This is a genomic window from Raoultibacter massiliensis (assembly GCF_900199545.1).
GTDB classification, from domain to species: Bacteria; Actinomycetota; Coriobacteriia; order Coriobacteriales; family Eggerthellaceae; genus Raoultibacter; species Raoultibacter massiliensis.
On sequence record NZ_LT962671.1, the window covers coordinates 1,822,389 to 1,835,784 of the forward strand.

Annotated in this window: 10 protein-coding genes; 4 read left to right on the forward strand and 6 right to left on the reverse strand. The window is 61.9% G+C overall.

The window, feature by feature from the left end:
* Positions 1-92: 92 nt before the first annotated feature.
* The 4 genes from purM to C1719_RS12100 all read right to left on the reverse strand — a co-directional run bounded on the left by purM (position 93) and on the right by C1719_RS12100 (position 6,020).
* On the reverse strand, positions 93-1,256 hold the full coding sequence (gene purM / locus C1719_RS12085) for a phosphoribosylformylglycinamidine cyclo-ligase (RefSeq protein ID WP_102375343.1): 1,164 nt from the start codon (positions 1,254-1,256) through the stop codon (positions 93-95).
* Positions 1,257-1,305: 49 nt separating this feature from the next.
* A complete protein-coding gene (gene purF / locus C1719_RS12090) occupies positions 1,306-2,775 on the reverse strand; it encodes an amidophosphoribosyltransferase (RefSeq protein ID WP_102375344.1) in 1,470 nt (489 codons plus the stop codon).
* Complete coding sequence (srtB, locus tag C1719_RS12095; protein ID WP_245874509.1) at positions 2,772-3,953, reverse strand: class B sortase; 1,182 nt, start codon at positions 3,951-3,953, stop codon at positions 2,772-2,774. Before srtB ends, purF begins: the two co-directional genes overlap by 4 nt.
* 363 nt (positions 3,954-4,316) lie before the next feature.
* Positions 4,317-6,020: a polyphosphate--AMP phosphotransferase gene (locus tag C1719_RS12100; protein WP_102376059.1), complete on the reverse strand. Its 1,704-nt coding sequence runs from the start codon at positions 6,018-6,020 to the stop codon at positions 4,317-4,319.
* A gap of 211 nt (positions 6,021-6,231) precedes the next feature.
* On the opposite strand from C1719_RS12100, the gene C1719_RS12105 reads away from it, so the two are divergent.
* The 4 genes from C1719_RS12105 to C1719_RS12120 all read left to right on the forward strand — a co-directional run bounded on the left by C1719_RS12105 (position 6,232) and on the right by C1719_RS12120 (position 11,406).
* Entirely contained in the window at positions 6,232-7,278 is a 1,047-nt protein-coding gene (locus tag C1719_RS12105) for a Ppx/GppA phosphatase family protein (protein WP_102375345.1), read from the forward strand.
* Positions 7,279-7,346: 68 nt separating this feature from the next.
* Positions 7,347-9,920 carry a polyphosphate kinase 1 gene (ppk1, locus tag C1719_RS12110; RefSeq protein WP_180963689.1) on the forward strand — a complete coding sequence of 858 codons (2,574 nt, stop codon included), beginning with the start codon at positions 7,347-7,349 and terminating at the stop codon, positions 9,918-9,920.
* 312 nt (positions 9,921-10,232) lie between these two features.
* On the forward strand, positions 10,233-10,718 hold the full coding sequence (locus C1719_RS12115) for an HsmA family protein (RefSeq protein ID WP_102375347.1): 486 nt from the start codon (positions 10,233-10,235) through the stop codon (positions 10,716-10,718).
* 109 nt (positions 10,719-10,827) lie between these two features.
* Entirely contained in the window at positions 10,828-11,406 is a 579-nt protein-coding gene (locus C1719_RS12120) for a TetR/AcrR family transcriptional regulator (protein WP_102375348.1), read from the forward strand.
* Between the two features lie 126 nt (positions 11,407-11,532).
* Here C1719_RS12120 and glmM read toward each other — a convergent pair whose 3' ends face one another.
* Together glmM and hisE are read right to left on the reverse strand one after the other, a co-directional pair.
* Positions 11,533-12,867 carry a phosphoglucosamine mutase gene (gene glmM / locus C1719_RS12125; protein WP_102375349.1) on the reverse strand — a complete coding sequence of 445 codons (1,335 nt, stop codon included), beginning with the start codon at positions 12,865-12,867 and terminating at the stop codon, positions 11,533-11,535.
* On the reverse strand, positions 12,867-13,361 hold the full coding sequence (hisE, locus tag C1719_RS12130; protein WP_102375350.1) for a phosphoribosyl-ATP diphosphatase: 495 nt from the start codon (positions 13,359-13,361) through the stop codon (positions 12,867-12,869). Before hisE ends, glmM begins: the two co-directional genes overlap by 1 nt.
* Positions 13,362-13,396 lie beyond the last annotated feature (35 nt).

The following is a 13,396-nucleotide window of genomic DNA, read 5'->3' on the forward strand; positions in this document are numbered from 1 at the left end:
CTTCGGGCGAAGGCAGCGCGCGCAAGGGCCGAAAAGCGGTTTTCCGCGCCATGCGCCAGCTGTCGATTCGGCGAGACCGCAATGCCTTTGCCCTAATCCGCCTCAGGCTCTTCGGCGTCGTTCGAGGCGAACAGGCAGCCTTCGTTCGCATAGACGACCTTGCCCTCGCCTTCGACGATGCGACCGACGCGGTAGGTCTTCTCGCCGGCTGCGGCGAGCGCCTCCTCGACGATGCCGACTTTCGCCGGATCGACGATGAGCACCATGCCGAGCCCCATGTTGAACGTTTTGAGCGCCTCGGTCTCATCGAGCTTGGCGGCGTTGCACACGAATGTCGCGATCGGAGGAACATCCCAAGTTCCCAGCTCCACCTCTGCATCGACCGTATCGGGAAGCGCGCGATCAAGGTTTTCCGAAATGCCGCCGCCCGTGATGTGCGCAAGGGCGCGAACCGCCTTGGGATGCTTCCTCAGCACCGAAAGCACCTGCTTCACGTAGATGCGCGTCGGGGCGAGCAACGCCTCCTCCACGCTCAAGCCGCCGAGTTCCTCGCGCTCGAGGCGCAGCTCGTAGTGGGTCTTTCCCTCCACGCACACCTTGCGGGCAAGCGAGTAACCGTTAGAGTGGAGGCCGCTCGAAGCGAGGCCGACAAGCACGTCTCCTACCTGCACGCGCTTGGGATCGAGCATCTCGGGGCGGTCGACCACCCCTACGCAGAAGCCCGAAAGGTCGTAATCATCAGGATCCATGACACCGGGGTGCTCCGCCATCTCGCCGCCGATGAGCGCGCAGCCCGCCTGCTTGCATCCTTCTGCAATGCCCGAAACAACCTCGGCGACCGCTTCGGCGCGAAGCTTGCCGATGGCGACGTAGTCGAGGAAGAACAGGGGCTCCGCGCCGGTTGCGAGGATATCGTTGGCACACATGGCCACAAGATCGATTCCCACCGTATCGTGCTTGTTTGCAAGCTGCGCCACCTTGAGCTTCGTACCTACCCCGTCGGTGCCGGAAACGAGGATGGGATCGGCCATGTTTTTAGCCGCAGCAATCGAGAACAAGCCGCCGAATCCGCCGATGTCGCCGATCACCTCGTCACGGTAGGTTTCATGGACGGCGCCTTTGATGGCGTCGACCGCACGAGCCCCTTCGGCGGTGTCGACCCCGGCCTGAGCGTAGGTCGTCGCACCCTGTGCCCAGCTCGGCATGGCGGGCGCATCGTCCCTTTCGACGGCGCTTACGGTGATTCTCTCTGTCATCTCATCTCCTTGTACGAAAAACCTCGCCCGCTGCCCAGGCGCATGGCATTTACTGCAATCCCGACGCTTCCGCAAAATCGGCTTTGGTCAGAAAACTATTCTTGCTGATGGACTCTGGAATGTCCACAGGATATTCGCCCGTGAAGCACGCTTCGCAGAAACCTTCGTGGTTCGCCCGGATCGAATCGCGCAGGCCTTCGAGCGTGATGAAGGCAAGCGAATCGGCACCGATGAACTCGCACATTTCGGCGTTGGTCATGTTGGCGGCGATCAGCTGGTCGCGCGAATCGGTGTCGATGCCGTAAAAGCACGGCCATAAAACCTCGGGGCTCACGATGCGCAGATGCACTTCGGCAGCTCCCGCTTCGCGCAGCATGTCCACGAGCTTTTTTGACGTATTGCCGCGCACGATGCTGTCGTCGATCACGACGAGCCGCTTGCCTGCGATAACCGACGGCAGCGGATTGAGCTTCAAACGGATGCCGAGCTGGCGCATGGCCTGAGTCGGTTGGATGAACGTGCGTCCGACATAGCGGTTCTTCACGATGCCATCGGCGTACGGAATGCCGCTCTCGGCTGCGTAGCCCATCGCGGAGGGCACGCCCGAATCGGGCACGCCGAGCACGAGATCGGCTTCGACGGGTGATTCCCGAGCGATAACGCGCCCCATGTTGCGGCGAGCCTGGTACACGCTCATGCCGTCGAGAACGCTGTCGGGTCGCGCGAAATACACATACTCGAAAATGCAGGCGGCACGCCTGCGGGGGGCAACCCCCTGCTCGGAGTGCATTCCCTCGTCGTTGAAACGCACGATCTCGCCCGGCTCCACATCGCGCACGTATTCTGCTCCCACGATATCAAGGCCGCAGGTTTCGCTTGACACGACCCACCCGCGATCGTCGGGAAGCCTCCCGACGCACAGCGGCCGGATGCCGTTCGGGTCGCGAAACGCATAGAGCGAATCGGGGCTTGCGAGCACCATAGCATAGGCGCCCTCGAGCGTTTCCATCGCATGGCGGATGCCGTTTCTCAGGTGATGGGTCTGCTGGGTGACGTAGCCGATGGCCTTCGCGGCCACCTCGCTGTCGGTATGCGAGCGGAATTGCACGCCCTCGCTTATGAGGCTCGTGCGGATGGCGTTGGTGTTGACGAGCGTGCCGTTGTGGGCAAGCGCGATAAGCACGTCGTCGATGGCGGAAATGTGCGGCTGCGCGGCTTCCCACGAGGCCGCTCCCCCGCTTGTCGAATAGCGGGCATGCCCCACGGCCACGAACCCGTCGAGAGCGGCGAGGGTCGATTCGTCGAACACCTGCGTCACAAGCCCGAGATCCTTTGCAACCGTGATGGTCTCGCCATCGCCGACGGCGATGCCCGCGCTTTCCTGCCCGCGATGCTGCAGGGCCTGCAAGCCGAAGCACGCCATGCGGGCAACGTCTTCGCCCTTCGCGTACACGCCGAAAACGGCACATTCCTCTTCAGGTCGATCGGGCCTTTCCCCGGGAAACGCAGACTGGCTCATGCGACGTCTCCCGCGGCGTCTTCGGCAGCTGCCGCATCTTCGGGATCGATCGATCCGCCCGCATCGTCTTCGGGTGTGCTCGCGTTCGCGGGGACCGCGCTGTCGGCAACGTTTGCGAACAGCACGATGCGATCGTTGGTCGCCGAGTAATCGGCGCAGGTGACGAACGCGAACATCTTCTCGACGCCGTCGGCCGCCACCGTGGCGGGATCGGGCGTGACCGTGCTGCGGTCCATCTTGTCCTGAACGTAGGATTGCAGCTCTTCGGCATCGGCGAAACTCGGCTGGGCAAGCGGGTCGCTCGCATCCACCACCACGAGCGAGAACGTGGTCAGCTTGTAGTTGCGCTCGGGCGTGAAGATGTAGACGGTGCGATGTTCGTTGAACGTGCCCTCGTCGCGAAAATCGGCGAACTGGGCGAACATCGAGCCGTCGTTCATGTGGTGGCCGTACACGATGTTGTTCGCGTCGGAAAAATCAGCCGCATTCTCGGCGGCAAGGAAGATGGCGCCGTACGAGGCAAGCCAGTTCGTCTCCCCGAGAAAATCGGTCTTGAGGTACTTGTCGTTGTTATCGGTATGGACGATCGGATAGTTGACCATCGTGCCGGGCACGTAAACCCAACCCACCGTATCGGGGTTGATGGCCTTGAGCGCATCCCAATCGATGACGACATCGGAAAGCGCGGTGGCCTCGATGTCCGCGGGTTCCTCGAACGCTTCGGTGGCGATGGAGCTGTACTTGTCCTGCCCCTGCCAATAGCTGAAGGCGATTACGCCGAGTGCGATAAGGGCCCCGATGAAAACAACGAGGGCGATCCAGAAGACGACCCGCCACGGGCCGCCCTTCTTCTTCTGTTTGCCGACCATATCGCGCCCGTAGCGCGCCCCGCCCTGCGCCGGCGCATAACCCTGCTGGCCCGGCCTGCGGCCCTGCGCCTGCCGCTGCACGCTGGGGCGCGACGAAGCGCTTCGCGCCTGCTGCCGGCCCTGCGCATCTACGGAAGGCTGCTGGCCCGAAGCCCCGGTGCGAGGCTGTCCGCCCTGCGCGCCGGGGCGGGATTGGGGTTGGCGGGACGAAGCTTGGGGATACGCATCGCGCGGCATTCCGGAGTTCGCGTCAGGCTGGGCATGGCGCGCCCGGGGGGATGCGTCTTGATTGTGCCGGTTGTCAGCCATAATGACCTTTCGGTAGCAGCTCATGTAAAACAAGAAAGCGTTGCGCATCGATGCCGCGCCAACGCTCCCCTTATCTCAGTTCAACTTCATAATAAGCAAAGCGCCCCCGCGATGAGGGCGCACATGCGGTTCTGTACGTAATATCCACGGCCGATGGCCGCATGCGTTACTTCTTCATCTCGTCGAAGAAACCCTTTGCAATGAAGATGACGATGATGAGAACGATAATTGCCACGATGACCCAAACGGCCTCGATCGGAATGGTTCCGAAGAAAGTTTCCATGCTTTATACCCCTTTGCTCAAGCACCGCCTTCAGTGCCAGGCGCGTCGTTAAATAATACAGCGACAATAGTAACGCGGCATCAGTTTTCGCGCAAGCGCTCTGTTAACGCATCGTTAATGATCTGAAGAGACTTCACGCGAGCGTAGCGCTTATCATCGCTCTCGAGTATGCGCCACGGCGCGTACGGAGTCGACGTCAGGCGGAACATATCCTCGACAGCCGCTTTGTACTGCGGATACTTTTCGCGGTTGCGCCAATCCTCCTCGGTGATCTTCCATTGCTTCGCAGGATCCGCCTCGCGGGCCTCGAACCGGGAGAGCTGCTCATCGGGGCAGACATCGACCCAGAATTTGATGAGGATGGCCCCCCATTTCTGCAACTCGCGCTCGAACTCGTTTATTTCGTCATAGGCGCGTGACCATTCCGTTGCCGAGGCGAAACCTTCGACTCGCTCGACCAACACCCGCCCGTACCAGCTGCGATCGTAGATGCCCACGTGCCCCGCCTTCGGCAGCCGCGTCCAATATCTCCACAGATGAGGATGGGCCAACTCGGGCTTGGTGGGTGCAGGGCTTGTGAAGATGGTGTAGGCGCGGGCGTCGAGAGCCTGGGCGACCCGTTTGATGGCACCGCCCTTCCCCGCAGCATCCCATCCTTCGTACATCACCATGAGAGGGACGCGTGCCAGATACATCTCCTGCTCAAGCATGGCAAGGCGTTTCTGCTCGTACTTGAGGCGGCGGCGGTAATCGCCTTCGCCGAGCACAAGGGAGTGATCCACTTCGGCAAGACGGGGAACGCCTTCGGCGATCTCGAAGCGCGATGCGCGCGGGGCAAGCCGCGACGAGGCATCCGCTTCGCGCCCGGCCGCCTCGAGGATAGCCTGTCGATCTGCGGCGCTTCGAGCGCGCGGATCGCCTTCTCGAAGGATCCCGGCAGAGTTGGCCCGCGCCCGTTCTGCCGCGGCGGCAGCGTCCGGGTCGTCGCCGCGCGCAAGCGCCACTTCGAATGCGCTGACGAGCGTAGCCGCGATGTCAAGATTGGCGCGCCGCTTGTCCTCCCCGCTGATCAGGGTCCATGGCGCAAACGAGAAATCGCTGCCCGAAAGCAGGCGATCGTAGAGCTTGTAGGCCCGCTTGTAGTTTTCGGCGCTCTTGAGCTTCGCCTTGCTCACGCGCCAGCTCGTCGCCGGATCGCCATGCAGCTTGGCAAGTCGCTTTCGCTGCGCCTGCTGGGATACATGGAGGAAGAACTTCACGACCACGTAGCCGTCATCGACAAGCTGGCGCTCGAAGCTCTCGATCGAGGCCACGTATTCGTCCGCCGCGACCGAAGCGCGCCCCTTCTCGAGCTTGGCGGCCGTCATTTCGTCAGGCGCTTCGCCGGACTCGATGTAAAGCATGTGCTGTAACGCCGCGGTATACCACCCGCGATCGTAAAACGTCATATCGCCGCGCGGGCCGAGCGCTTTCCAAAACTGCTGCATGAGCGGGTAGTACCCCGTCACGCCCTCGTGCATGTCGGCGAACATGCGAGCCTCTTGCGTATCGATATCGGGGGTCACGTACACCGAAGTGGCTCGGGCGTCGAGATTGTAGAGCAAATCGGAGATGCGGCTGCCCTTCCCCGCGCCGTTCCAGCCCTCGAACAGCACCACGAGCCCGACGCCCTTCGCTCGCGCTTCCTGCTGAAGAACCACGAGCCGCTTCACCAAACCGTCGTAGATGGGTTTGTAATCCGCCTTCGAAAGCTTGTCCAATCCGAGCTCGACCGTCTCCAGCATGGCTTCCTCCGTATCGTTTCGCCCCGCACCGCGGCGGCACAGCCTATCGGCATGCACGCCTTCGGCACGGCCGGGGCCGCTTCGCCCCCGGCGCGTCGGTTCATCATAGCACAGAGTAAAATCGCGGTAACGCTGCGTATACATCCCGCTTCGCATCCTGCGGGAACGCTACAATAACGGTAGCGAGCAGCAAAGAAAACGAGGAGCGTCCATGCCGAATTACGGAGTCATCGACCTGGGATCGAACACGATCCGCCTATGCGTCTACGAAGTCAAGGACGACTCGAAGCGCTCCTACACCCGCAAAGATTTCCGAACGCTGCTCAACAACAAAGTGATGGCGGGCCTCTCGGCCCACGTTGCGGACGGCTCGTTCACCGATAAGGGCATCGACCACGCACTCGACGTGCTCGCAGGCCACGCCAAACGCCTCAAGTATTTCGACTGCAAAAGAACCGACGTGTTCGCCACCGCCGTGCTGCGCAACTGCGAGAACTCGTCTGCCGCCGTGCGCGCCATCGAAAAGGGCAGCGGTTTTTCCATCACGCTTTTGTCCGCAGAAGACGAAGCCCACCTCGGATTCGTGGGCGCCACGTGCGACCGGGCTATCGAGGGGGGCACGCTCATCGACATCGGGGGCGGCTCGACCGAGCTCACCCGCATCGCCCGAGGCGCCGACCATGACAACGTAAGCATCGGACAGGGGTCGCTCTCGTCGTTCGCCGCGCACGTGCGCGGCATTCTGCCGACCCAGAGCGAGGCTCGGGCGATCGAGGACGCGCTCGAGGATCGGCTGGGGTCCATCGACGCGAGCCGTTATCGCTGCGATACGCTCTACGGCATCGGAGGAAGCGTGCGTGCCGCCGCGAAGATGTGCGCGGAATCCTACGGTCAAGGGGTGCGCCCCGAGCGGCTGACGCCCGAAGACCTCGACGCCATCATCGGATCGTGCCTCGCCGACCCCGACGCCTTCGCCCACACCGCCCTCAAAGCCGCGCCCGACCGCATCCATACGCTCGTTCCGGGGTGCCTGATCATCCGCCGGCTCCTGCGCGATACCGGGGCAAGCTCGCTTGTCATATGCAAGAAAGGCGTTCGAGAGGGCTACCTGATCGAGCGCATGCTTCGCGGCAGAAGCGATTTCGGCCGCGAAGGCAAGCGAATCGGAACGGGCGGCGAATCGCACAGCGGCCGAAACGGCGCCGGCAACACCGGCTCCGGTCAGGCGAGAACAGGCACCGATAAGCACGGGAGGTAACCATGGATCCACTCGACGCAAACATGCGCACCGTCAGCTCGCTCGGAGACGGAAACACCGTCGCCGAAATGCTTTCGGAAAGCAGCATCTCCCCCGAAGGCGGCGATCACGTTCCCGTTCCCGCGAGTCCGTTCATGCAGAACCGGGAACTCTCGTGGCTCACATTCAACCAGCGCGTTCTCGACCAGGGAGCCGATCCCACCGTGCCTCTGCTCGAACGGCTCAACTTCGTCTCGATCTTCTGGAGCAATCTCCAGGAGTTCTTCATGGTGCGCGTCGGCAGTCTGACCGACCTTTCGCTTGTGAAAAAACGCATCATCGACAGCAAAACCAACATGACGCCCTCCGAGCAGCTCGACGCCATCTACGAACGCTGCCACGAGCTCTATCCCATTCAGGAGCAGACATTCGCCCAGGTACGCGATCTACTCGCCGAAGCGGGCATCCGCCACCTTACCGAGGCGTCGCTCGACGAGGAGCAGCGCGCGTTTCTGCGCCGCTACCTCGAACTCAACGTGATGCCGTTTCTCTCGCCCCAGATCGTCAACTCGCGCCACCCGTTCCCCCACCTGGAAAACGGCGCGCTTTACGTTGTCGTCCGCCTTGACGAAGCCGCCGCCGACAAGAAGAAAGACGCCGCCGACGGAGCCGAGAAAAACGACCGCATCGAAAAGGAAGACAAGGTCGGCAAGGCGACCGCGAAGCAGACCAAGAAGGCAAAAAACCTTGCCGCAGAAGGCGTGACGCTCGGCATCATCCCCATGCCTCGACAGTGTGAGCGCGTCATCCAGCTTCCCGGCGAAGGCTTCCCGTTCATCCTCATAGAAGACGCGCTCGAGTTCATCGCCGCCGACGTGTTCTCGATGTACACCGTCAAGCACACCAATGTGATCTGCGTCACGCGCAACGCCGACCTCGATTCGACCGAGGGCACCGACGAGAACGACGAGGATTACCGCGAGCACATGAAACGCATTCTCAAAAAGCGCTCGCGCCTGGCTCCCGTCCGGCTCGAAAGCGAACGGAAGCTCTCGAAGACGGTATCCGACTTCCTGCTCGAGCGCCTCGATCTCAAACCCCATCAGGTGTTCGCCACAAGCTGCCCGCTCGATATGAGCTACACGTTCGGACTCGCCGGCCGTATCGACGCCAAGCTCGCCGCCAAACTCGTCAACCAGCCGTTCTCGCCCCAGTGGCCCGCCGACCTCGACCGCAACCGCCCCATCATCGAACAGGTTGCCGAAGCGGAAACGCTGCTTTCCTACCCTTACGAAAGCATGGACGCGTTCGTGCAGCTTTTGCGCGAGGCATCGACCGACCCGTCGGTCATCTCGATCAAAATCACGCTGTACCGCCTGGCCAGCCAATCGCACCTGGCCGAAGCGCTCATCGCCGCCGCCGAGAACGGCAAGGAAGTCACCGCGCTGTTCGAGCTTCGCGCGCGATTCGACGAGAGCAACAACATAGCGTGGTCGCAGCGCTTCGAGCAGGCGGGGGCGAACGTCATCTACGGGTTCCGCGATTTCAAGGTGCATTCGAAGATCTGCTGCATCACGAGGCAGACGGAACGCGGCGTGCAGCACATCACGCAGCTCGGCACCGGCAACTACAACGAGAAGACCGCCAAGCTCTACACCGATCTCTCGTTCATCACCGCCGATGAGACGATCGGGCGGGATGCGACTGAATTCTTCCGCAACATGGGTCTTGAGAACGCATCGAACAACTACGACATCCTCTGGGTCGCCCCGTTGCAGATCAAGCCGATGATCATCGCCCGCATCGACCGCGAGATCGAACGGGCGCAGGCAGGCGAGCCGAGCGGCTTGTTCTTCAAAACCAACTCGATCACCGACAAGGACATCATCGAGAAGATAGCCGAGGCGTCGCAGGCGGGCGTGCCCGTCACGCTGTTCGTGCGCGGAATCTCGTGCATCGTTCCCGGAATCGAGGGCTACACCGACAACGTGCGGGTGGTTTCGATCGTGGGCCGGCTGCTCGAGCACAGCCGCATTTACGGGTTCGGACCGCACGATGCGATGGACCTCTATCTCTCGAGCGCCGATCTCATGACCCGCAATATGGAAAAACGCATCGAGATCGCCTGGCCGGTGCTCGGCGAAAGCCTGCGGCGCGAGATCACCGATTACATCGACGTTTCGCTCAAAGACACGGCGAAGCTCCGCGAGCTTTTGCCCGACAAGAGCTACACGCCCCTCGGATTCTTCGCGCCCGCCGACGAGAACGGCGAAAAAGAGCTGTTCGATTCGCAGGAGTACTTCATCGAAGATGCGAAGGCGCGCAAGCTCGCCGCCGCTGCGGAAACCGCCGTACGCGACGCGAATCGCGCGAAAGCCGAAAAGGCCGCCGCAGCCGCAAACGCACCGGCGCCGGCTGCTCGATCCGACGAGCGCGAGGATGCCGTGCAGGGCGATTGCGCCGACCGCTCCGAGGATGCACCGAACGGCGCTTTCGCAGGCGGCTCCGAAGCACCTGCAATCGACGAGCGACAGCCCGACCGTCCGAGGGCGAAGACGCAAAGCGAAGCGATCGAGATCTCCCCTGCGGGCATCGTGTTCGTCGAGGGCGGCAAGCCGAAGAAACGCGGCCTGATTTCGCGCCTGCTTGGCTTGGGGAAGTAAAAGCCCATTTTGCATCGCCATCCTGGCAATGGGTGCCGATGGCTCGACCTGACTTCGCATTCCGGTCGACGCGATTCGGAACGACCTCATCGGCATCCGTCGCATCGCCCCATCGGCGCTGCGACCCATCAAAAAACGGGGCTCGGGTCCCTTGCGAACCAGAGCCCCGTTCCCCTATACGCCCCAACGGCAACAGATTGATAACCTAATTATGAACATTGTTCACTTTCGCTTGACTTCGATTCGGCGCACTCTATTATGAACGTTGTTCATTTAATGAACGGTGTTCATAATCTAGCGAAAGGATCTGCAATGGATATCACGCTCGTTGCGGCAACGACCGCCATATCGCTCGCCCTCGTTTGTTACACCGCCGGAGTGTTCAGCGAACGGAAGCGAGGCGCGCTCACCAAGGGCAACCTATCCCTCTTCTGGATCGGTCTCGCCCTCGATACGACCGGCACTACCCTGATGACCGTCATGGCCCAGGACGGCGGAACCGCACTCGGCATGCACGCGGCCTCGGGGGTTCTCGCCATCGCCCTCATGGCCGTCCATGCCATCTGGGCAACCGTCACCTTCGCTCGGAAAAATGAGAAGGGCATGAGAAGATTCCATACCTTCAGCGCACTCGTCTGGCTGTTTTGGCTCATGCCCTACGTCCTTGGCGTGCTGCAGGGCATCCCGGTCCTCCACCTTCAAAACCTTCAGGCGGGTATCGGATCGATCGTCGTCGTGGCCCTAGCCGCCCTGCTCGTATTGCGCCGCCCTCATGACAGGCATCGCATTGCGCGTTAGAGGTGCCGTCTCGCCCGCAATGCAGGCATCTCGGTTTATCATGGAATCGCATTCGTAAAACCAATCGCGCGCAACGTACGGCTATTGAGAGGAACGGTGTCGACAAACCATGGGAGCCCATCGCAGCATCGACGCAGCGGACATACTTGAAACCGCATATCGCCTTGCCAAAGAACAGGGGCTCGCAAGCGTGAGCGTCCGCAGCGTCGCCGCCGCATGCGGCGTCTCCATCGGATCGATCTACAACTACTATCCCTCGAAAGACAGCCTGATCATCGATGTTGTCGGCGTATTCTGGCAGGAGGTGATCCATGGCAGCCCCGATCTCGAACCCGATTGCGATAATCGGGGATTCGTCGACTTCGCCGAACGGGCTGCCTCGGCCATGGATGAAGCGCTCTCGTCGTTTCGCTCGGACTGGCTTCCCGAAATCCACGCGCTGGGAATGCGGGCGCGCGCCGAGGGGAAAGAACGCGAATCGAAGAGCTTCGAGCACATGCGGCAGGGCCTCATGCGCGCCTACGAGAAAGACGCTGCCATAGACCGTGCGCGAATCGAGAAGGAAATCGATGTCGAACAGCTCTGCTCCCTTGTCCTGAAAAGCATCGTCGGCGCTTTCGGAGCAAGTCGGGAAGATCGGACGGCGTTCTTTTCGCTGCTGCGCGCCGCGCTCTATCCGAGCGTATAGCCCCAAAGGAGCCCTTGCGCGAAAAGGCGGGATGCGCGATCGGCGCCCTTGCCCGGAAAATGCGATCGGCGCCTGCGGAAAACCGCGGGCGCCGATCGATTCGAAGCAAAAGGTCCTACAGCTCCGTTACAGCTCGGCCGCAACGACCTCGGCTACCGCATCGGCGTAGCGCTGGGCCGTTTCATGGTCGGAAGCCTCTACCATCACGCGGACGACAGGCTCGGTGCCGCTTGGGCGCACGAGAATGCGACCGTCGTCGCCAAGCTCGGCCGAAGCATCGGCAACGGCGCGCGCGATGGCCTCGTTGCCGTCGAGCGCATGCTTGTCGGCAACCTGCACGTTCAAAAGCACCTGCGGATACCGCTGCATAACCGCCGCAGCCTGCGCCACGGTGCCGCCCGAGCGCTGGCATGCGGCAAGAAACTGCAACGCGGTCACAAGGCCGTCGCCTGTTGAGTTGTGCTCGAGAAAAATCATATGGCCGCTTTGCTCGCCGCCGAGCGCCAGGCCGCGCTCGCGCATGGCCTCGAGCACGAAACGATCGCCCACCTGGGTCTGGATGACCTCAATGCCCGCACCGCGCATGGCATGCGTGAAGCCGAGATTGCACATGACCGTCGAAACGACGGCGTTTCCGGGAAGAAGGCCGCGGTTTGCCAGGTCGATCGCACAGACCGCCTCTACAACATCGCCATCGATTTCGGTGCCGTCTGCATCGACGAACATGACTCGATCGGCATCGCCGTCATGGGCGATGCCCACATCGGCGCCCATCTCGGCCACAAGTTCGCGCAGCGGCTCCAGATGAGTCGATCCGCACGACACGTTGATATCGGTGCCGTCGAATTCGTCGTTGATGACCCGCACGTCGGCTCCGAGCCGAATGAGCGCTTCGGCGCTCGAGACAGCCGAGGCGCCGTGGCCCACATCAAGCGCCACCTTGAGTCCGTCGAACCGAATCCCCTGTTCCGCAACGCTCTCGACGGCATGCTCGATGTAGAGCTCGGCCGCGTTTTCGACAGGGATCGACACGCCTACCGCGCCGCCCGTCGGAAGTTCCATCCTGTCGGCTTTACCCTCTACGACAAACGCCTCGATCTCGTCCTCGAGATCGCATGGCAGCTTGTAGCCCTGTGCGTCGAAGAATTTGATGCCGTTGTACTCGGGAGGATTATGGGACGCCGATATCACGATGCCACCATCGCAGTACAGTTCGCGAACGAGCAGCGCCACGCCCGGCGTGGGAACGATGCCCGCGCAAAACGCCGTGCCGCCCATGCTCATGATGCCCGCCATCACGCAAGACTCGAGCATATCGCCGCTTTGGCGCGTATCCTTCCCGATAACGATGTTGCGCCCCAAAAACGCCACGGCGGCCTGCCCGAGCTTGAAAGCCGTCTCGCAGGTCAATTCCTTGTTCGCGATGCCGCGAACGCCGTCGGTACCGAACAGTCGAGCCATTATTTCCCCCTTTGGATATACTCGTCGTGCAGCAAGATTCCCCCCGAAGGACGCTCCCCATCCGCCATGCGGCTGTTCAGCTCGGCGGCGAACTCGTCGATTCCGATTCCGTAGCGCTCGAGTACGACGAGCAGGTGGTACACGACATCGGCCGCCTCGTAGCGAAGGTGATCGACCGCTTCGTAGTATTCGGCCGGAAGCTCTGCGCATACGGCATCCTCGTCTTGCCCCATGGCGATAGCAGACGACTCGGCCGACTCCTGCGCGACGAGCATGCAGCACTCGATGTCTTTTGCCGCCAGCACGACCTCGGTCGCTTCCTCCGCAACCTTTTTCAGCACCGAGTCTTCGCCCTCGGAGAGCAATCGATGCGTATAGCTTTCCGCGCCAGCCTCCCGGCGCGCCGCAATCGTGCCGACAAGCGCCTCGATGGTTGCGCCGATCTGGGATGCCGGGGGCTCGACACCCTCGGGAATGAAGGTTTTCTCAACCATGGAATACGTCCTTATATGAAAGGGGGCGCTTGTTC